This is a genomic window from Pseudoduganella dura, from assembly GCF_009727155.1.
Lineage (GTDB): Bacteria > Pseudomonadota > Gammaproteobacteria > Burkholderiales > Burkholderiaceae_D > Rugamonas > Rugamonas dura.
Genome location: NZ_WNWM01000002.1, coordinates 4,862,608 through 4,883,014, shown reverse-complemented (window position 1 = coordinate 4,883,014; position 20,407 = coordinate 4,862,608). Strand labels below are relative to the sequence as shown.

Annotated in this window: 19 protein-coding genes; 7 read left to right on the top strand and 12 right to left on the bottom strand. The window is 63.6% G+C overall.

Features of this window, described 5'->3' with window-relative positions; translation table 11 throughout:
• The 3 genes from GJV26_RS21370 to GJV26_RS21360 form a co-directional block, all read right to left on the bottom strand.
• Positions 1–363, bottom strand: a complete 363-nt coding sequence (locus GJV26_RS21370) for a PspC domain-containing protein (RefSeq protein WP_155710738.1) — start codon at positions 361–363, stop codon at positions 1–3.
• Positions 364–530: 167 nt separating this feature from the next.
• Positions 531–1,790: a 2-oxoglutarate dehydrogenase complex dihydrolipoyllysine-residue succinyltransferase gene (odhB, locus tag GJV26_RS21365; protein ID WP_155710737.1), complete on the bottom strand. Its 1,260-nt coding sequence runs from the start codon at positions 1,788–1,790 to the stop codon at positions 531–533.
• 84 nt (positions 1,791–1,874) lie between these two features.
• Positions 1,875–4,730: a 2-oxoglutarate dehydrogenase E1 component gene (locus tag GJV26_RS21360; RefSeq protein WP_155710736.1), complete on the bottom strand. Its 2,856-nt coding sequence runs from the start codon at positions 4,728–4,730 to the stop codon at positions 1,875–1,877.
• A gap of 318 nt (positions 4,731–5,048) precedes the next feature.
• Between GJV26_RS21360 and GJV26_RS21355 the strand changes: the two genes are divergently transcribed.
• Both GJV26_RS21355 and GJV26_RS21350 read left to right on the top strand, forming a co-directional pair.
• Positions 5,049–5,441, top strand: coding sequence for a BlaI/MecI/CopY family transcriptional regulator (locus GJV26_RS21355; RefSeq protein WP_371866515.1), 393 nt, complete (start codon positions 5,049–5,051; stop codon positions 5,439–5,441).
• A 163-nt stretch (positions 5,442–5,604) separates the two neighbouring features.
• A complete protein-coding gene (locus GJV26_RS21350; protein ID WP_155710734.1) occupies positions 5,605–7,665 on the top strand; it encodes a putative bifunctional diguanylate cyclase/phosphodiesterase in 2,061 nt (686 codons plus the stop codon).
• 117 nt (positions 7,666–7,782) lie between these two features.
• Here GJV26_RS21350 and GJV26_RS21345 read toward each other — a convergent pair whose 3' ends face one another.
• On the bottom strand, positions 7,783–8,988 hold the full coding sequence (locus GJV26_RS21345; RefSeq protein ID WP_155710733.1) for a cation:proton antiporter: 1,206 nt from the start codon (positions 8,986–8,988) through the stop codon (positions 7,783–7,785).
• A 263-nt stretch (positions 8,989–9,251) separates the two neighbouring features.
• Here GJV26_RS21345 and GJV26_RS21340 point away from each other — a divergent pair, with 263 nt between their 5' ends.
• Complete coding sequence (locus GJV26_RS21340; RefSeq protein ID WP_155710732.1) at positions 9,252–9,572, top strand: Dabb family protein; 321 nt, start codon at positions 9,252–9,254, stop codon at positions 9,570–9,572.
• A gap of 411 nt (positions 9,573–9,983) precedes the next feature.
• Here GJV26_RS21340 and GJV26_RS30300 read toward each other — a convergent pair whose 3' ends face one another.
• Complete coding sequence (locus GJV26_RS30300; protein WP_229419381.1) at positions 9,984–10,760, bottom strand: PEP-CTERM sorting domain-containing protein; 777 nt, start codon at positions 10,758–10,760, stop codon at positions 9,984–9,986.
• Between the two features lie 185 nt (positions 10,761–10,945).
• Here GJV26_RS30300 and GJV26_RS21330 point away from each other — a divergent pair, with 185 nt between their 5' ends.
• Entirely contained in the window at positions 10,946–11,092 is a 147-nt protein-coding gene (locus GJV26_RS21330; RefSeq protein WP_155710731.1) for a hypothetical protein, read from the top strand.
• 89 nt (positions 11,093–11,181) lie between these two features.
• Here GJV26_RS21330 and gltA read toward each other — a convergent pair whose 3' ends face one another.
• From gltA to GJV26_RS21295, 7 genes are all read right to left on the bottom strand, one after another.
• Entirely contained in the window at positions 11,182–12,486 is a 1,305-nt protein-coding gene (gene gltA, locus GJV26_RS21325; RefSeq protein WP_155710730.1) for a citrate synthase, read from the bottom strand.
• A 40-nt stretch (positions 12,487–12,526) separates the two neighbouring features.
• Positions 12,527–12,808: an FAD assembly factor SdhE gene (locus GJV26_RS21320; protein WP_155710729.1), complete on the bottom strand. Its 282-nt coding sequence runs from the start codon at positions 12,806–12,808 to the stop codon at positions 12,527–12,529.
• A gap of 48 nt (positions 12,809–12,856) precedes the next feature.
• On the bottom strand, positions 12,857–13,567 hold the full coding sequence (locus tag GJV26_RS21315) for a succinate dehydrogenase iron-sulfur subunit (RefSeq protein WP_155707481.1): 711 nt from the start codon (positions 13,565–13,567) through the stop codon (positions 12,857–12,859).
• Positions 13,568–13,579: 12 nt separating this feature from the next.
• Positions 13,580–15,358: a succinate dehydrogenase flavoprotein subunit gene (gene sdhA, locus GJV26_RS21310; RefSeq protein ID WP_189442409.1), complete on the bottom strand. Its 1,779-nt coding sequence runs from the start codon at positions 15,356–15,358 to the stop codon at positions 13,580–13,582.
• Between the two features lie 3 nt (positions 15,359–15,361).
• A complete protein-coding gene (gene sdhD / locus GJV26_RS21305; RefSeq protein WP_155707479.1) occupies positions 15,362–15,724 on the bottom strand; it encodes a succinate dehydrogenase, hydrophobic membrane anchor protein in 363 nt (120 codons plus the stop codon).
• Positions 15,725–15,727: 3 nt separating this feature from the next.
• Positions 15,728–16,150, bottom strand: a complete 423-nt coding sequence (gene sdhC, locus GJV26_RS21300; protein WP_155710728.1) for a succinate dehydrogenase, cytochrome b556 subunit — start codon at positions 16,148–16,150, stop codon at positions 15,728–15,730.
• Positions 16,151–16,453: 303 nt separating this feature from the next.
• Complete coding sequence (locus tag GJV26_RS21295) at positions 16,454–17,308, bottom strand: GntR family transcriptional regulator (RefSeq protein WP_155710727.1); 855 nt, start codon at positions 17,306–17,308, stop codon at positions 16,454–16,456.
• Positions 17,309–17,634: 326 nt separating this feature from the next.
• Here GJV26_RS21295 and GJV26_RS21290 point away from each other — a divergent pair, with 326 nt between their 5' ends.
• From GJV26_RS21290 to GJV26_RS21280, 3 genes are all read left to right on the top strand, one after another.
• Positions 17,635–18,624 carry a malate dehydrogenase gene (locus tag GJV26_RS21290; RefSeq protein ID WP_155710726.1) on the top strand — a complete coding sequence of 330 codons (990 nt, stop codon included), beginning with the start codon at positions 17,635–17,637 and terminating at the stop codon, positions 18,622–18,624.
• 100 nt (positions 18,625–18,724) lie between these two features.
• Positions 18,725–19,735, top strand: a complete 1,011-nt coding sequence (locus GJV26_RS21285; protein WP_155710725.1) for an HpcH/HpaI aldolase/citrate lyase family protein — start codon at positions 18,725–18,727, stop codon at positions 19,733–19,735.
• A complete protein-coding gene (locus GJV26_RS21280) occupies positions 19,735–20,349 on the top strand; it encodes a hypothetical protein (RefSeq protein ID WP_229419380.1) in 615 nt (204 codons plus the stop codon). Before GJV26_RS21285 ends, GJV26_RS21280 begins: the two co-directional genes overlap by 1 nt.
• Positions 20,350–20,407 lie beyond the last annotated feature (58 nt).

Sequence of the window (20,407 nt, the reverse complement as noted above, 5' to 3'; positions counted from 1 at the left end):
TCATTTCCCAATTATGTCGCCTCCCGGCAGAGACTCCTCTACCGGGACGAATATCCACAACAGAATGTAAATCACCAGCCCGAACCCGAACGACACCGTGAACAGCACGAAGACGAGGCGCCAGATCCACGAAGCGACACCGGAAACCTTTGCAAGACCGCCGCACACGCCGCCCAGCCAGCGGTCGGCAAGGGAGCGGCGCAGCCGCGAGAACTCGCTGGCCAGGTCGCCGTTGCCGGCACCGGCCGCGTGGCCCGGTGCGGCATCGAGCAGGCGCTCCTTGGCGCGGGCGAATTCAGCGTCGGTCAGCGCGCCGGCCTGGTGCAGCTCGTGCAGGCGCTTGATTTCGTCGGAGATGCTCATGGTTGACTCCCAGGTCGGGAGGCAGTCCCGATAGCCGGTAACTGCCAGAGATCATCCGGCCAAAACCGGTGTCTGACACCTGAAGGTGTCAGACACCAGGCCATGGCCGCGGGCTCCGGTCGGCTGCCAGGCATTCCGGCAGCCGGTGATTTACCTACGCTTCCGAATTACAGGTCCAGCAGCAGGCGCGATGGATCTTCCAGCGCTTCCTTCATCGCCACCAGGCCCAGCACGGCTTCACGGCCGTCGATGATGCGGTGGTCGTACGACATGGCCAGGTAGTTCATCGGGCGGATGACGATCTGGCCGTCCTCGACCACGGCACGGTCCTTGGTCGCGTGCACGCCCAGGATCGCCGACTGCGGCGGGTTGATGATCGGGGTCGACAGCATCGAGCCGAACGTACCGCCGTTCGAGATCGAGAACGTGCCGCCGGTCAGGTCGTCCAGCGTCAGCTTGCCGTCCTTGGCCTTGGCGCCGAATTCGCCGATCTTCTTCTCGATCTCGGCGATCGACATCTGGTCGGCGTTGCGCAGGATCGGCACCACCAGGCCGCGCGGCGAACCGACGGCGATACCGATGTCGAAATAGCCGTGGTAGACGATGTCGTTACCGTCGACCGAGGCGTTGATGATCGGGTACTTCTTCAGCGCGGCAACGGCGGCCTTGACGAAGAACGACATGAAGCCCAGCTTCACGCCGTGTTCCTTCTCGAACTTGTCCTTGTACTTGTTGCGCAGGTCCATCACCGGCTTCATGTTCACCTCGTTGAAGGTGGTCAGGATGGCGTTGGTGGATTGCGATTCGACCAGGCGCTCGGCGATACGGGCGCGCAGGCGGCTCATCGGCACGCGCTCTTCCGGACGGTCGCCCAGGTTCAGACTGACCGGTGCGGCGATCTTCTGCAGGGCCGGCTTGGCGGCGGCAGGCGCGGCAGCCGGAGCGGCTGGCTTGGCGGGTGCGGAAGCGGCCAGGGCATCGCCCTTGGTCACGCGGCCATCCTTGCCGGAGCCGGACACGTCGGTCGCCGACAGGCCTTTTTCGGACAGGATCTTGGCGGCGGCCGGCATGGCCACGTCGCCCTTGGCGCCACCCGTGGCGGCGGCGGCTGCCGGTGCCGGGGTCGGCGCGGCTTCGGCGGAAACCGGTGCTGCCGTAACTGGAACTGGTGAAACCTTGGCGGTAGCTTCGGTGTCGATGATGGCGATCACCTGGTCGGCGACGACAGTGGCGCCGTCGTTCTGGATGATCTGCACGATCACGCCGGCGGCAGGTGCCGGCAGTTCAAGGACCACTTTGTCGGTTTCGATATCGATCAGGTTTTCATCGCGCGCGACGGTGTCGCCCAGCCGCTTGTGCCAGGCCAGCAGGGTCGCTTCGGCGACGGATTCCGACAGTTGTGGAACTTTGACTTCGATTTGTGCCATGTATTACTCCGTGAATTCGATTATGCGTAGCCGTCGCGCGGCAGGGTCGCGAAGACCCGCCGGAACCGCGCGACTTGCCGTGTTTTACTTGGTCAGGATGAAGCCCTTGAGCTTCGAGAACGCCGTCTCCAGCAGTTCTTTCTGCTGGGCGTAATGCTTGTCGTAGTAGCCGACAGCCGGCGACGCGGAAGCGGGACGGCCGGCATACGCCAGGCGCTGGCCCGCATCCATCGACTCGAAGATGTTGTGCTGGATCTGGAACCATGGACCCTGGTTCTGCGGCTCGTCCTGCGCCCACACTACTTCGGTCAGTGCCGGGAACTTCTTCAGTTCGGCGGCGAAGGCCTTGTGCGGGAACGGGTACAGCTGTTCGACACGGATGATCGCCGTATCGGTCTGGCCGCGGGTCTTGCGGGCATTGGCGAGGTCGTAATACACCTTGCCGGAGCAGGCGATCACGCGCTTGACCTTCTTCGCATCGATCTTGTCGTCCACTTCGCCGATCACGGTCTGGAACGCACCTTTCGCCAGGTCGGACAGCGGCGAACCGGCATCCTTGTTGCGCAGCAGCGATTTCGGGGTCATCACGACCAGCGGCTTGCGGAACTGGCGCACCATCTGGCGGCGCAGCAGGTGGAAGATCTGCGCGGCCGTCGTCGGCTGCGCCACCTGCATGTTGTTCTCGGCGCACAGCTGCAGGAAGCGTTCAGGACGGGCGGAGGAGTGCTCCGGACCCTGGCCTTCGTAACCGTGCGGCAGCAGCATCACCAGGCCGGAAGCGCGGCCCCATTTCACTTCGCCGGAGCTGATGAACTGGTCGATCACGACCTGGGCACCGTTGACGAAGTCGCCGAACTGGGCTTCCCAGATCGTCAGCGTGTTCGGCTCGGCGGTCGAGTAACCGTATTCGAAGCCCAGCACCGCTTCTTCCGACAGCACGGAGTCGATCACGGTGAACGGCGCCTGGTTCTCGGAGATGTTCTGCAGCGGCACGTAGGTGCCGGCATCCCAGCGTTCGCGGTTCTGGTCGTGCAGCACGGCGTGGCGGTGCGTGAACGTGCCACGGCCGGCGTCCTGGCCGGTCAGGCGCACGGCATAGCCGGACGACACCAGCGACGCGTAGGCTAGGTGTTCGCCCATGCCCCAGTCCAGGTTCTGCTCGCCCTTGCCCATGTTGGCGCGGTCGCCCAGCACCTTCTCGACCAGCGAGTGCACCTTGAAGCCTTCGGGCACGGTGGTCAGGCGGGTGGACAGGCGCTTCAGTTCCGTCAGCGGCACGGCGGTATCGGCCGCGTCGGTCCACTTGCGGTTCAGGAACGGCAGCCAGTCGACGGCGAACTTGTTCTTGAAGTTCGAGATCACCGGGTCCACGGTGTGCTTGCCGGCGTCCATCGCATCGCGGTAGGCGGCCACCATCGTGTCGCCGCCATCGGCCGGGATCACGCCCTGTGCCGCCAGCTTGTCGGCGTACAGGCGGCGGGTGCCCGGGTGTTGCGCGATCTTCTTGTACATCAGCGGCTGCGTCAGCGCCGGGGTGTCCTGCTCGTTGTGACCCAGCTTGCGGAAGCAGATGATGTCGACGACGATGTCTTTCTGGAACTGCGCGCGGTAGTCCAGCGCGATCTGCGAAGCCAGCACCACCGCTTCAGGATCGTCGGCATTCACGTGCAGCACCGGCGCCTCGATCATCTTGACGACGTCGGAGCAGTAGATCGTCGAACGCGCATCGCGCGGATCGGACGTGGTGAAGCCGATCTGGTTGTTGATCACGATGTGCACCGTGCCGCCCGTGCCGTAGCCGCGGGTCTGCGCCAGGTTCAGCGTTTCCATCACGACGCCCTGGCCGGCGAACGCGGCATCGCCGTGCACCAGGATCGGCAGCACCTGCGCGCCGTGCACGTCGCCGCGGCGGTCCATGCGGGCCTTAACCGAACCTTCGACGACCGGGTTGACGATCTCGAGGTGGGAAGGATTGAACGCCAGCGACAGGTGGACGGGGCCGCCCGCGGTGGAGATGTCGGACGAGAAGCCCTGGTGGTACTTGACGTCGCCGGCAGGCAGGTCGTCGCCGTGCTTGCCTTCGAATTCTTCGAACAGGTCCTTCGGAGCCTTGCCCAGGGTGTTGACCAGCACGTTCAGGCGGCCGCGGTGGGCCATGCCGATGACGATTTCCTGCACGCCTTTTTCACCGGCGCGCTGGATGATCTCGTCCATCGAGGCGATGAACGTTTCGCCGCCTTCCAGCGAGAAGCGCTTCTGGCCCACGTACTTGGTATGCAGGTAACGCTCGAGGCCTTCGGCGGCCGTCAGGCGTTCCAGGATGTGCTTTTTCTTCTCGGCCGTGAAGTTCGGCGTCGAGCGGATCGATTCCAGGCGTTCCTGCAGCCAGCGCTTTTCCGCCGGGTCGGAAATGTACATGAACTCCGCGCCGATCGAACGGGTGTACGTTTCGCGCAGGTAGTTCAGCAGGTCGCGCAGCGATGCGGTTTCCGGGCCGAAGTAGGTGTTGCTGATGTTGAACACGGTATCCATGTCCGCATCGGAGAATCCGTACGAGGTCGGATCCAGTTCCGGGATCGCCGGGCGCTCCTGGCGCTGCAGCGGGTCCAGGTTGGCCCAGCGCGAACCCAGGTAGCGGTAGGCGGCGATCAGCTGGGTGGCGGCCACGCGCTTGCGGCCCATCTCGGCGTCGGCCGAGGCGGTCACGGTGCGGATCGGGCCGGCCTTGGCGCGCTCGGCAAACGAGGCGATGACGGACGAGTGGTTGACGTCTGGCTTGTTGGAGCCGTCGACGGCAGGCACGTGCTGCATGGCGTCGAAATAGGCGCGCCAGTTATCGGGCACGGAACCGGGGTTTTCCAGGTACGCTTCGTAGAGTTCCTCTACGTACGGCGCATTCCCACCAAACAGGTAGGAGTTGGACGTCTGTTGCTGCATCATTCTTGCTCACCTTTCTTCGCGCTTCGCGAGTATGGGGCGGGTTAACTAACCTTCCGCGACACGGCCTGACCGGTTAGCGGATCGCACATCAAGTTGTGGGGGAAGGACTCTTTGGTTGCCCGAAAGACAATTCGCTACCGAGCGTCCATAAATAGCCACTAAGCATAGCACGCTGCATTGAAGTGCAACAACCACCATTGAGTTAATTGGGCAGTTACTTCTTGCAGGCGGGGCACCGGACGGGAAGGCGATCGAAAGGGCCCGGCACAGGTAGACATTCCATTCTAGATCATTTATTCTACTTTCGACTTCTCCAGGATGACCGCCATGAGCACGCCACCGAAACCCACCCCCGCCGAACTGGAAATGCTGCGGCTGCTGTACCAGCTGGGCCCGGCCACCGCAAAAGGCGTGCATGCCGCCGCGGTCGGCGCGCGTCCCGATCTCACCTATGCCAACGTATTGCGGCTGCTGCAGGTCATGCATGGCAAGGGCCTGGTCACGCGCGATGAAAGTGCCCGTGCGCACGTCTATGCGCCGGCGCAGGAACAGGATTCCATGCAGACCAGCCTGCTGAAAGACCTGATCCACAAGGCGTTCGCCGGCTCCGGCAAGGCACTGGTGCTGGCCGCCCTGCGCGGCGGCCACGTGAGCGCCCGCGAACGCGCCGAGATCTCCGCCCTGCTCGACGAAGAGCGGCCTCAGGATTGAAACCGGCGCTCAACAGTCGATTGCAACCGCGCGTCACGTGTTTGTATTTTCGTCCACACTTGTCACATGCATTAATGAACTCGATCCAATAAGAGCCTGGCTGCCGGCCACGAGCCGCTATCGCCATGCCCGCACTCGACATAACTACATCTTTGGGAGTGACATGGTGAACAGCGCGGCGGCCCTGGTCGGCGAATTGCCGTTACGGGAGGTCATCGACCTGCTTGCGGGGGCCTTTTATGTCCTGGACGAGTCCGGTTATTTCGTTTTGTGGAACCGGCAGCTGGAGCAGGCGACGGGACTGTCGCCTGAACGCCTGCGCACCGTGCACATGCTCGAGCTGTTCGAACCGGAAGACCGCAAGGCGGTGATGCAGGGCTTTTGCAATGTGTTCGAAACCGATGAACGCATCCAGCTCGAGGCCCGGCTGCGCAACGGCAATGGCGGCACCACGCCCTTCCTGTTCGCCGGATCGCAGATGGCGATCGCCGGCAACGGGCGCTGCGTGTTCGGCATGGGCATCGATCTCACCCTGCATTACCGGCAGCGCGACAAGCTCGAACTGTTCGGTCGCGCGCTCACCGCGGCCAGCAACGGCATCGTCATCACCCGCCACGAAGGGCACGACAACCCGATCGAGTACGTGAACCCCGCATTCGAGCGCATCAGCGGCTACACGGCCGAGGAAGCCCTCAATCGCGACTCGCGTTTCATGGCGTCGAACGGCATGGACTCCGAACAGCGGGCCCACCTGGCCAGCGCGATCGCGTCGCAGCGTGCCGTCACGGTGGTGTTCCGCAACCAGCGCAAGAACGGCGAGCTGTTCTGGAACCACCTGACGGTGACGCCGGTGCGCGACCATGCGGGCCATGTCACCCACTTCATCGGCATCATCGAGGACATCACCGCGCTCAAGCAGCGCACCGCGCAGCTCGAACACCTCGTCACGCACGATCCGCTGACCGGCCTGGCGAACCGGCTGCTGCTGCGCGACCGCCTCGAGCACGCGGTGCAGGCTGCCCAGCGCGCCGGCGAAAAGGTGGCGGTGGTGCTGATGGACCTGAACAAGTTCAAGGAAATCAACGACACGATGGGGCACTCGGCGGGAGACCAGGTGCTAAAGCAGGTCGCGCAGCGCCTCCAGTCGGCGCTGCGCGAATCGGACACGGTGGCCCGCCTCGGCGGCGACGAATTCGTGCTGGTGCTGGCCGCGCAGCCGAACCTGCGCTACACGCTGCGGATGATCGAACGGATACGGCGCGCCATGGCGCCGGAGATGGAGGTCGACGGCCGGCTGCTGTCGGTCGGCGCCAGCATGGGCGTGGCGGTCTGGCCCGATGACGGCGGCACGGCCGGCGACCTGCTGCACGCGGCCGACACGGCGATGTACCAGGGCAAGCACGGCGGGCCGGATGCGGTGCATTTCTATTCTTCCGACATGGCGGACACTTCGGCGGCCCGGCAGTTGATGGAACAGTCGCTGCGCGAAGCCCTCGGGCGCGACGACCTGTACCTGCTGTTCCAGCCCCATGTTGCCGTGGACACAGGCAAGATCCTCGGCGTGGAAGCGCTGCTGCGGTGGCGCCATCCCGAACGGGGCGAGCTGCTGCCAGCCGATTTCCTGCCCGATGCGGAAGAGAACGGCCTGATCGTGCCGCTGGGCCGGCGCGTGCTGGAGGATGTGTGCGCCACGCTGCGCCGGCTGGCCGACCTGGGTTTCGCGGACATATCGATTTCCGTCAACACGTCGAGCCGCGAGTTCTCGCAGCGCGACTACCTGCCCTACATCGCCAGGCGGGTCGCCCACCATGGCGTGAACCCGGCCAGCCTGACGCTGGAGATGCGCGAGGAACAGCTGATGAACAATCCGGAACAGGCCACGCGGCTCGCCAACGGCATGCAGGAACTGGGCATCCGCCTCTCCGTGGACGAATTCGGCGCCGGCATGAACAACCTGACCTGCCTGCGCCAGCTCGCCGTGAGCCAGCTGAAGATGACGCGCCAGCGCGTGCAGGAAATCACCGGCATTCCCGGCAGCGGCGCGCTGACGAAGACGATGCTCGACATCGGCCATAACCTGAACATCCGCGTGGTGGCCACCGGCGTCGAAACGCGCGACCAGCACGACTTCCTCGCAGCGAACGGCTGCGACAGCGTGCAGGGCAACTACATCAGCCAGCCAATGACGCAGCCGGCGCTGGAGCAGTGGCTGGCCGCGCATTGACCGCAGCCGCCGGCGGTGCTGGTGTCAGACACTTTTTTCCGGATGATTCACCCGGAAAAATGTGTCCGACACCGGTTTTCATCGACACCGTTTCTCCGTCGCCGATCAAACCGTTCATCAAGCCGCCTTGAACACCAGCTGCGCCGCTGCCCGCAGCTTCGGGTACACCGCCGGCACCGTCAGCATCGTGCTGCCCACGGCCATCAGCAACAGCGCGGTAAACGTCTCGCTGGAAATGATCCCCTTGTCGAGCAGGATGTTGGCGAAGATGATCATCACCAGTCCTTTCGTCTGCAGCAGCCAGCCGATCACGGACGACTCGGTGCGGCTCCAGCCCAGCAGCTTGCCGGCCGCATGGGCGCCGGCAAGCTTGCCGACCGTCGATGCCAGCAGCAGGCCGCCCGCGGCGACGAACACGGAGTAGCCGCCCACCGCCCAGTTGGTGCGCAGGCCCGTGCTGAGGAAGTACACCGGCATCAGCGTCAGCAGCAAGACCTGGCGCATCCTGTCCAGGCTCTCTTCGCCGAACCACTCGGCATCCATCACGGCACCGGCAAGGTAGGCGCCGACCATGAAGTGCAGCCCGGCCCAGTCCGCCGCGAACGAGCACACGCACAGCCAGATCAATGTTACGAACCAGCGATCGCGCTCGCCTAGGCGCACCATCAGGCGGCGAAACAGCATCGTTACCGGCACGAACAGCACGATGAAGCCGACCTGCCGGCCCACCCTCTCCCACTCCAGCAGGATCAGCGCCAGCACGCCCCAGATCAGCAGGTCGTCGAGGCTGGCATAGCGCAGCACGCGCTGGCCCAGCGGCTGGCGCAGGATTTCCAGCTTTTCCATCAGCATGATCAGCACCGGCAGCGCCGTCACGGCGCAAGCCATGCCGACACCGGCCACGAACTGCCAGTCGGCCGCCCTGGTACCGGCCCAGCCGTCGAACGCCAGCATGCCGGCCGCTGCCACGCACCCCAGCACCAGCGGCGTGCCCAGCGCCAGCCCCGCGGTGATCGTGCTTTCACGGCGGTGCGCCCACGCCTTCTTCAGGTCCAGCTCGATCCCGGCCAGCATCACGAACAGCATCACGGCCCACCAGGCCAGGCCGTTCAGGCAGTTGATCACGGCCGGCGTGAAGACGAAGCTGTAGTACTCCGGGAATGCCTTGCCCATGATGCCGGGGCCGAGGATGATGCCGGTCAGCGTCTGCACCACGACCAGCGGCGCCCAGTAATCGGTGTCGCCGAGGCGCCAGACCAGATAGGGGATGCCGACGATCGCGGTCATCGCGATCAGGAACAGTTCGGTGGTACCCATGTGCATTGTTGTTCTCCTTGTTCGTTTCCCTCGCGCTGCCGCCGTCGGCCAATGGCAACCGGCATGGTGCAGTGCAAAACGCGGCGAAAACGATACCAGAAGTTCAACGTCCTGCGGGTGATTGAGCGGTAAAATTTTAGATCCGGCAACACGCGACTTGCTGACTTCCTGCCCGGCCGTCCCCTTTGCCGGTCCGCCCCGGCGTCGCATGTACCGTGCGCCGCGTGCGGTGTACGATAAAAGTCCCTCCACTCACCTCCTTCTCCGCCATGCCAGCCGATACCTCTCCTGTCCTGCGCCACGTCGTCCTGTTCGCCTTCAAGAACGAGGCCCCATCCGAAGCGGTCGACGCCATCGTCGCCGCCTTTGCCGCCCTGCCCGCCGCCATCCCCGGCATCGCCGCATACGAATCGGGCACCAATGTCAGCCCCGAGGGCTTGAACGATGGCCTTACCCATTGCTTCACGCTGACATTCGCCGCTGCGGAAGACCGCGATGCTTATCTGAACCACCCCGAGCACCAGCGTTTCGTCGGCATGCTGGGCACGTGCCTGGAACGCGCGGTGGTGGTGGATTACTGGGTGCGCTGAAGCGGATACGGGTGGCAAGCCGCCATCCGTCCAAAATGGAGTCGCATGTCAGGTGCCGCATCCAGCGCCTGCGGCCCGTCCGGCAACAAGCTCGCATGGACCGGCCCATCCTGCCGACGGAGTATCAAAAAGTGTTCGAGGCTTTGCCGACGCGTTGCTGATACTGCTGCCCGACGTCCATTCAGCGATCGCCGGCATGAGCGACGAGGAACTGCGCGCGACGACGAGGCAGCGTGACGAAATCGTCGGACAGCCTGACTTCAGAGTGTTTCCGGTAATCCAGATGCTCCAGAAGCCAACGCCACTCTGGACCTGTCGTGTCCACTGCAGCGCGTGATAGCTTCCGGGCAGGCCGATATGATGGCGGTGCAGCGTTACGATGTCTCGCTGCCCGGCGGCACCCGCAACCGATCAGTTCCCGATAATCCGCCGCCGTGCCGTGAAACCGACCAGGCCCAGGCCGGCCAGCAGCATGGCGTAAATGCCGGGCTCTGGCACCGGCGAGATCTGCACGGTGAGCGCCAGGTCGCTGAGCGCGATCGAGCTTTCGCTCGTCCAGAAGAGCTCCTCGGTCCAATCCACTTCATTGTTGATGTTGTGATAAACGGAGTAGTTCGTTGCCTCTGCAAAGCCGCGCAGGAAGGTGTAAATGTCCAGCCTGAAATCGCCCTCCACCCCGCCCGTCAGTGTGCTCGAAAAGGCCTGGGGAGATGTCACGTTGGCCAGCTGGCCTGTCGTGGACGTTACGTTGCCGTTCCTGGTGATCTTCCATTCGGCCCCCCCACTGTTGGTCGCGGCGCCGGCGTAGCTGGTGCAGTTCGTACCGCAGACGATGTCGGGCTGGCCGATATCGAGCGAACCCGACAATACGCCGCCCACCGTGATCGACGTGATCTGGTAACCCTGCCTTACAGTACCGCCGAGCTGGGTCCAGCCGAAGTCGGCGTTTGAATTATCATAGGCCGAAGCACTGACAGCCAGCGGATTGCGCCAGGGCTCCGCACCATTCAGCGAAATCCGTACGGTAGTACCGTTATCGGACAGGACCTGCAAGCCGATGGCTGGGTACCCGTCCGTCTGTATCAGCGTGAATCCTGTGGAGTTCACTTGCGACGCTGCATGCGCGAGAGGCACGGCCGTGGCAAAGGCAAAGGCAAGCAGCATGGTACTGGCGATCGTTTTTCTCATGGAGACCTCGAAAAGGGAATTGGCCCAGGATAGGGTTGCCAATAATCTAACACCGCGAAGCCGGTGCAAAGCTCACCAATTCTCACGCGGGTTCACGTCGGGCGCTGCCCCGGCCTAGCCGAAAAAGCCTGGAACCTGCCAGCCATCGGGTGTTGCATATTGAACCGGTGACCTGGACCGATTTCATGCAGCGCCTGTTTCAACGCCGCCAGCCGACCACGGCGAACATGCCGCCGGCCGAACCGGCATCCTCCATGCGCGCCTGTCCGCGCGCGCACGGCGCGGATGCCGATGCGATCCGCGATGCGATGCGCCGCCCGGATGGCTGTTGAGTCCCGCAAATACGGCATGCTTCTGGAATCGACGAAAAAAAAAGCGGACCCGCAGGTCCGCTTTCGCTCAACGCCGAAACGTCAATGGATTACTTGCGATCCTTCAGCACCGGCACGTCGCGCGCGGCGGAACCGACGAACAGCTGGCGTGGGCGGCCGATCTTCTGTTCCGGATCGGCGATCATTTCGTTCCACTGGGCGATCCAGCCGATGGTGCGGGCCATCGCGAAGATACCGGTGAACATCGAGACCGGGATGCCCAGGGCGGATTGCACGATGCCCGAGTAGAAGTCGACGTTCGGGTACAGCTTGCGGGATACGAAGTATTCGTCTTCCAGCGCGATCTTTTCCAGTTCCATCGCCAGCTTGAACAGCGGGTCGTCCTGCAGGCCCATCTCTTCCAGCACTTCGTGGCAGGTTTCGCGCATCAGCTTGGCGCGTGGGTCGAAGTTCTTGTACACGCGGTGACCGAAGCCCATCAGCTTCACGCCGGAGTTCTTGTCCTTGACCTTCTCGATGAAGGAAGGAATGTTCTCCACCGAGCCGATTTCCTTCAGCATGTTCAGTGCCGCCTCGTTGGCGCCGCCGTGCGCGGGACCCCACAGGCAGGCGATACCGGCCGCGATACATGCGAACGGGTTGGCGCCCGACGAACCGGCCAGGCGGACGGTCGACGTGGAAGCGTTCTGCTCGTGGTCGGCGTGCAGGATCAGGATACGGTCCAGGGCGCGCACCAGCACGTCGTTCACCTCGTACTCTTCGCACGGGTTACCGAACATCATGCGCATGAAGTTGGCGCTGTACGACAGGTCGTTGCGCGGGTACATGAACGGCTGGCCGATCGAGTACTTGTACGCCATGGCGACCAGCGTCGGCATCTTGGCGATCAGGCGGATCGCCGAGATTTCGCGCTGCTTGGCATCGTTGATGTCCAGCGAGTCGTGGTAGAACGACGCCAGCGCGCCGACGGTACCGACCAGCACCGACATCGGGTGCGCATCGCGACGGAAACCGCGGAAGAAGAACTGCATCTGCTCGTGCACCATCGTGTGCTTCGACACGAGTTTCACGAACTCGGCCTTCTGCGTTTCGTTCGGCAGTTCGCCGTTCAGCAGCAGGTAGCAGCTTTCCATGAAGTCGGCGTTCACGGCCAGCTGTTCGATCGGGTAGCCGCGGTACTGCAGCTCGCCCTTGTCGCCGTCGATGTAGGTGATCGACGAGTTGCACGACGCGGTGGACATGAAGCCCGGGTCGTACGTGAACTTGCCGGTCGCGCCGTACAGCTTGCGGATGTCGATGACGTCCGGGCCGACGGTACCTTCATAGATCGGGAATTCGATCGGGGCGCTGCCGTCCGAGAACGACAGGGTGGCTTTGTTATCAGAAGTGTTCATGGCTCTTCCTTTTTGGATGAGGTGCGGCTATTAAAAAAAATCAGGCGCGGCGCAGGCGACCAAGCAGTGCATGCACATGCGGCAGATCGAGCTCACCTTCCGGCTCGCTGCGCGCCAATACCAGATCCATCAGCGCATTGTCCGACAAGTCGAGGAGCCGCGTGAGCGCGTCCACTTCATCGTCGGTCAATTCCGTCTCGTGCGCATCCAGAAAACGCGTCAGGATGATGTCGTTTTCCAGCAGCCCCCGCCGGGAGCGCCACCGCAGGCGCGCGCGGTTGGCGGGATCTGCCTGATGCGAACTGTTGTTATCAATGCTCATTGATTACTCGTTGCTTGCTCATTGGTTGCTCATTGGCTCCTGAGCCGCTCAAATCGCGCGGCGAACCATCAGCTCCTTGATCTTGCCGATCGCGCGGTTCGGGTTCAGGCCCTTCGGGCACACGTCCACGCAGTTCATGATCGAGTGGCAGCGGAACAGGCGGTACGGATCTTCCAGATCGTCCAGGCGCTGGCCGGTGGCTTCGTCGCGCGAGTCGGCGATGAAGCGGTAGGCCTGCAGCAGGCCGGCCGGGCCCACGAACTTGTCAGGGTTCCACCAGAACGACGGGCACGACGTCGAGCAGCACGCGCACAGGATACACTCGTACAGGCCGTCGAGCTCCTCGCGCTCGGCCGGCGTCTGCAGGCGTTCCTTCTCCGGCGGGATCGATTCGTTGATCAGGAACGGCTTGATCGATTCGTACTGCTTGAAGAACTGCGTCATGTCCACGATCAGGTCGCGGATCACCGGCAGGCCCGGCAGCGGGCGCAGGATGATCGGTTCGACCAGTTCGTTCAGGTTCGTCGTGCACGCCAGGCGGTTCTTGCCGTTGACGTTCATCGCATCCGAACCGCACACGCCTTCGCGGCACGAACGGCGCAGCGCCAGCGAATCGTCCACGTCCGACTTGATGCGCTGCAGCGCGTCGAGCAGCATCTTGTCGGTGTCCTTCAGCTCGACCGTCAGGTCCTGCATGTAAGGCTTGGCATCCTTGTCCGGATCGTAGCGGTAAATCTTGAATTTGAGAGTGCGTGCCATGTCAGTAAGACCTTAGAAAGTGCGTGCTTTTGGCTTGAAGGTTTCCACCGTCAGCGGTTTGGTGACGACCGGCTTGTAGTCCAGGCGGTTGCCTTCGGAGAACCACAGCGTGTGCTTCATCCAGTTCTCGTCGTCGCGGTTCGGGAAATCGCTGTGCGCGTGGGCGCCGCGCGATTCCTTGCGCGCCACGGCCGACGTGATCGTGGCCTTGGCCGTCTCGATCAGGTTGTCCAGTTCCAGCGCTTCCACGCGGGCCGTGTTGAACACCTTCGACTTGTCCTTGAACGACACGTGCTTGCGCCGCTCGTCGAGCTTCATGATCTCGTCGAAGCCGGCTTTCAGCAGGTCGTCGGTGCGGAACACACCGCAGTATTTCTGCATCGTGGCGCGGATGTCGTTGGCCACGCCCTGCACCTTTTCGCTGCCGGTCGAGGTTTCCAGCTTGTTCAGGCGGTTCAGGGCGTAGTCGGATGCATCCTTCGGCAGGTCCTTGTGCTCTTTTGCCTTCAGGTTCGAGGCCACCACGTGGTTGCCGGCCGCGCGGCCGAACACCACCAGGTCGAGCAGCGAGTTCGTGCCCAGGCGGTTCGCGCCGTGCACCGAGACGCAGGCGCATTCGCCGATCGCGTACAGGCCGTTGACGATCTTCTGCGAGCCGTCGGCCGACGGTGCCACGACCTGGCCGTGGATGTTCGTTGGAATGCCGCCCATCTGGTAGTGAATCGTCGGCACGACCGGGATCGGTTCCTTCGTCGCGTCCACGTTGGCGAACTTGTGGCCGATTTCCAGGATCGACGGCAGGCGCTTCTCGATCGTTTCCTTGCCGATGTGGCGCAGGTCGAGCAGCACGTGGTCCTTGTTCGGGCCCACGCCGCGGCCTTCCTTGATTTCCTGGTCCATCGAGCGCGACACGAAATCGCGCGGCGCCAGGTCCTTCAGCGTCGGCGCGTAGCGCTCCATGAAGCGCTCGCCCTGCGAGTTGATCAGGATGCCGCCTTCGCCGCGCACGCCTTCGGTGATCAAGACGCCCGCGCCGGCCACGCCGGTCGGGTGGAACTGCCAGAATTCCATGTCCTGCAGCGGCAGGCCGGCCCGTGCGGCCATGCCCATGCCGTCGCCGGTGTTGATGAACGCGTTGGTCGACGCGGCGAAGATCCGCCCGGCGCCGCCGGTGGCGAAGATCGTCGTCTTCGCCTGCAGGATCATCACTTCGCCGGTTTCCATTTCCAGCGCCACCACGCCGATCACGTCGCCTTCCGAATCGCGGATCAGGTCCAGCGCCATCCATTCGACGAAGAAGTGGGTGCGAGCACGGACGTTACGCTGGTACAGCGTATGGAGCAGCGCGTGGCCGGTGCGGTCGGCCGCGGCGCAGGCGCGCTGCACGGCCTTCTCGCCGAAGTTGGCCGTGTGGCCGCCGAACGGGCGCTGGTAGATCGTGCCGTCGGGATTGCGGTCGAACGGCATGCCGAAGTGTTCCAGCTCGTACACGACCTTCGGTGCTTCGCGGCACATGAATTCGATCGCATCCTGGTCGCCCAGGTAGTCGCCACCCTTGACGGTGTCGAACATGTGCCAGAACCAGCTGTCTTCAGCCATGTTGCCCAGCGAGGCGCCGATGCCGCCCTGCGCCGCCACGGTGTGCGAGCGGGTCGGGAACACTTTCGACAGCACGGCCACGTTCAGGCCCGCTTCGGCCAGTTGCAGGGAAGCGCGCATGCCGGAGCCGCCGGCGCCGACGATCACCGCGTCGAAGCGGCGGACTGGGATTGCGGATTTGATTGCTGCCACGATTTACACACTCCAGAGAATCTGCACCGACCACACGGCGCATGCCACCAGCCACACGGCGGAAGCGGTTTGGATGATGAAGCGAACGGCCACGTTCTTCACATAATCCTGATAGATGCTGACCACGCCGACCCAGGCGTGATAGAACAGCCCCAGCAGCGTGGCCAGGGTGAACAGCTTGAACCAGGTCTGCGCGAACAGGCCGGCCCAGCCTTCGTACGAGAAGTTGTTCCCGGTCAGGAAGGCGATCAGCAGCACGGCGGTGTACACCACCATCACGATCGCGGTGGCGCGCTGGGCCAGGTATTCGCCCAGGCCGTAGTGGGCGCCGACGACGAGGCGCTTCGGTCCGATATTGTTTTTCATGGCTTAGAAGACTCCGAACAGTTTCAGGGCGACCAGCAACGTCACCACCAGGCTGATCACCAGCACGGCGACCGACGTCTTGCGGGCCGAATCCTTGTCCAGGCCCACGTGGGTATCCATCACCAGGTGACGGATGCCGGCGCAGAAGTGGTGCATGTAGCCCCACACCAGCGCCAGGATCACCAGCTTGGCGAACGGGTGCGACGCGATGCCCTGGAAGTGCGCAAAGGAGAGTTCGGAACGGATGCTTTCCTGCAGCAGGTACAGGATGAACGGCAGCAGCACGAACATCAGCATGCCGCTGATGCGGTGCAGGATCGACACGATCGCCGAGAACGGCATGCGGTAGTTCGACAGCTCCGTGACGTGGATGTTGCGGAATTCCCGGCGCGGCTTGCGCTGGCCTTCCGTGGCGGATTCAGACATGACTTACCTCCCGTTGATGTTGCTATTTAATAATTTTTCTATCGCAGAATGCCGTTATGCCTGCCATTCCGCCCCACTGCTCTTGCCGGCGTGGAAAACTTGTCGCCATTTGGTCTTATATGAGCTTAATTCCAGCCTAATTCGAGCCCAATTCGAGTCAATTCGCCGTCAAGACCGCGATTCTCGCCCATTTCCCCATTACGACCAATATCTATTCTTACATATAACCAAATTTATGTTGCAGCGCTACATACACATCCGCTACCGAGCTCATCAACAGCTCGCCGATGCCCGGGCGGACGCTCAGTTCAGCGCGTTCTGGTAGTGGTGACGGGTGGTCAGGTACAGGCCGCGGCGCAGCTCGACCGGCTTGTCGCCGTAGGTAAACGACACCCGCTCGGCCGACAGCAGCGGCGTTCCGGCTTCCACATGGAGCAGTGCAGCATCTTCCGCGCCGGCCAGCACCGCCCGCACCTTTTCGTCGGCGCGGATCATCCGCGTGCCGAATTCGGATTCGAACAGCCCGTACATCGGCCCCTTGTATTCGGACAGCCGCTCGGCCGTCAGCCCCTTGAACAGCAGGCCCGGCAGCCACAGTTCCTCGACGATCGTGGGCACGCCGTCGAACGACTGCACACGCTTGATATACACGGTGGCGTCGCCGGACTTCATGTCCAGCAGGCGCGCCACGTCCGCCGGCGCGCGCAGGCGCTTCACTTCCAGGAAGCGGCTCTCGGGGTAATGCGGCTGCCCTTCGTCCGGCCGCAGCCGCAGGAAACGGATGTGGGCGCGCGCCTCGTGGTGGGTGGACACGAACGTGCCCTTGCCCTGCCGGCGCATCACCAGATTGTCCGCGGCCAGTTCGTCGATCGCCTTGCGCACGGTGCCCTGGCTGACCTTGTAGCGGTTGGCCAGCTCCACCTCGCTGGGGATCATCTCGCCGGGCTTCCATTCGCCCGACTGCAGGCTCTGCGTGATGAGTGCCTTGATCTGCTGGTACAGCGGCGAAAAGGTTGGCGACGGCGCGGCCTGCTGGGCGGTACCGTGGGCGGGCGCGGCGGCGCCGGGGCCGGTGTTCGAGCCAGCGCCCGCACTCGGCGCAGCCGGCGCGTTCGCACTGCTGCCTGGGCTGGGCTGGTTGGGCGTGACAGGATTCATAGACCGCGATTTCACCACAAAAGGCACTGTCCGTCCAGTAATAACCGACTAAGTTATATGTCTTATATAAGACATAAGATAGCATTGACAGATGCCTATATGGGGCCTACACTCGCCGTCGATGTTATTCCTGGCGAAGCGCCGGCGGCGCACCGGACAGGAAGGCATACAGGTCGGGCTGCCATGAAACCACCCTGAATTTCCGGCTGATAGCCGGCCTTCACGGGAAGCTAATTTGGTATCATTGCAGTTTTACTAGGGACGTGCCGCACTGCACCGGCATTCGCCCACAGCCCAGGTTCTTTATTCCACATTGGAGATTCATCATGGCTAAAACCCCACTGCGTGTTGCCGTTACCGGCGCCGCCGGCCAGATCGGCTATTCCCTGCTGTTCCGCATCGCCAACGGCGACATGCTGGGCAAGGACCAGCCGGTCATCCTGCAACTGCTCGAGATCGCCGACGAAAAGGCACAGAAGGCGCTCAAGGGCGTCATGATGGAAATCGACGACTGCGCATTCCCGCTGCTGGCCGGCATGACCGCCCACTCCGACCCGAACACCGCCTTCAAGGATGCCGACGTGGCCCTGCTGGTCGGCGCGCGTCCGCGCGGCCCGGGCATGGAACGCAAGGACCTGCTGGAAGCGAACGCGCAGATCTTCACGGTGCAGGGCAAGGCGCTGGACGCCGTCGCTTCGCGCAACGTGAAAGTGCTGGTGGTGGGCAACCCGGCCAACACTAATGCCTACATCGCGATGAAATCGGCACCGTCGCTGCCGGCCAAGAACTTCACCGCCATGCTGCGCCTGGACCACAACCGCGCGCTGTCGCAAGTGGCCGCCAAGACCGGCAAGGCCGTCAAGGACATCGAGAAGCTGACCGTGTGGGGCAACCACTCGCCGACGATGTACGCGGACTACCGCTTCGCCACCGTCGACGGCCAGTCCGTCAAGGACCTGATCAACGACCAGGAATGGAACGCCAATACGTTCCTGCCGACCGTCGGCAAGCGCGGCGCGGCGATCATCGAGGCGCGCGGCCTGTCGTCGGCCGCATCGGCGGCCAACGCGGCCATCGACCACGTGCGTGACTGGGTGCTGGGCACCAACGGCAAGTGGACCACGATGGGCGTGCCGTCCGACGGTTCCTACGGCATTCCTGAAGGCACCATGTTCGGCTTCCCGGTGACCACCGAGAACGGCGAATACACGATCGTCCAGGGCCTGGAAATCGACGAGTTCTCGCAGGAACGCATCAACCTCACGCTGAAAGAACTGACCGAAGAGCGTGAAGGCGTGAAGCACCTGCTGCCGTAATCATCCCCCTGTGGAACCGGTCGAACCTTCCCCGATCCACACTGCTCGCCGCGCCGCCATTGCTGGCCGCGCGGCGGTCTCTTCATCCGGAACATCCACGATGCATCCATCCGAGGTCTTATTCCAGGGCGAACGCCAGCCGCTGATGTTGCCGGCCTGCGACCATTACGCCGGCTCCGAAAAGCTGATGCGCAAATCGATGGCCCTGCAACAAGAGCTTGGGCCCGTCTTCGACATCACGTTCGACTGCGAAGACGGCGCCGCCGCCGGCAACGAGGAAGCGCATGCGCGCCTCGTTGCCGAGCTGGTCAACTCCGAACACAACAAATTCAACCGCATCGGCGCCCGCGTGCACGATGTGTCGAGCCCGCATTTCGCGCGCGATGTGGAAATCATCATCGGCGCCGCCGCGGCGCGCCTGGCCTACCTGGTGCTGCCGAAGCCCGACAGCGTGCAGGACGTGATGAAGGCCATCGACGTCATCAACAGCCACGCGCACAAGGCCGGGCGTGCCAACCTGCCGGTGCACGTGCTGGTCGAAACGCACGGCGCGCTGCGCGGCGCGTTCGCGATCGCCGCCCTGCCCCAGGTCGAGTGCCTGTCGTTCGGCATCATGGATTTCGTTTCCAGCCATTACGGCGCGATCCCCGCCAACGCGATGCGCACGCCGAACCAGTTTGTGCACCCGCTGGTGGTGCGCGCCAAGCTGGAAATGGCGGCCGCCTGCCACGCGCACGGCAAGGTGCCTTCGCACAACGTGACCACCGACATCAAGGATTCGGCCACGGTGGCCAACGATGCGCAGCGCGCGCTGGCCGAATTCGGCTACACGCGCATGTGGAGCATCCACCCGAGCCAGATCAAGCCGATCGTCAAGGCGTTCGCGCCGCGCCTGTCGGAAGTGAACGAAGCGGCGGCGATCCTGCACGAAGCCGCCAAGGCACATTGGGGACCGATCAGCCAGCATGGCCGCTTGCATGACCGCGCCAGCTATCGCTACTATTGGACGATACTGCAGCGCGCCCGGCTTGCCGGCCTGAACCTGCCGGAAGCGGCGGCCAATCTGCTGGCGCCGCAGGAACCGCAACCCAACGCAACGGAAAACACGTAATGTCCATCCTGAAATTCATCGCCGCCTGCGGCGCCGCGTGCGCGCTGGCGTGCGCCCCGGCCGCCCATGCCGCCGCCGAACCGGCCACGACGAAGGCAGAAGCCAAGAAAAAGCCGGCCGCCAAGCCAAAGCAGGCAAAAAGCGAGGCCAAGGCCAAGACCGGTTCGAAAGCGAAAGCCAAGGCGGCGCCCGTGGTGGTGGCCGCCCCCGATCCCGAAGCGGACGAGCCGGAAGTGCTCGGCTCCACCGTGGTCGACTTCGACTGCGAACTGGGCAACAAGGTCACGCTGTACCAGAACGCCGGCGACGAAAGCCATGTCGCGCTGCGCTGGAAGCAACGCCTGCACCGCCTGACGCGCGTGGCGACGACGACCGGCGCGCAACGCTTCGAAAACAAATTCCACGGCCTGATCTGGATCGGCATTCCCGCCAAGGGCATGCTGCTGGACTCGAAGAAGAACCGCCAGCTGGCCAACGAATGCCGCAATGCCGAGCAACTGAAACCGGCGGAAGCACCGGCCGTCATCGAAGCGGCCGCACCGGCCACTTCGGCCGCGCCGGCCACGTCGACAGCGCCGGAGACAGCGCCCGCAACAACCAAAGCGCACATGTAGGCGAGCGGCGCCGCCACAGGCGCCGCTGCAGCAATCAGTAATACCCTCGATCAATTAC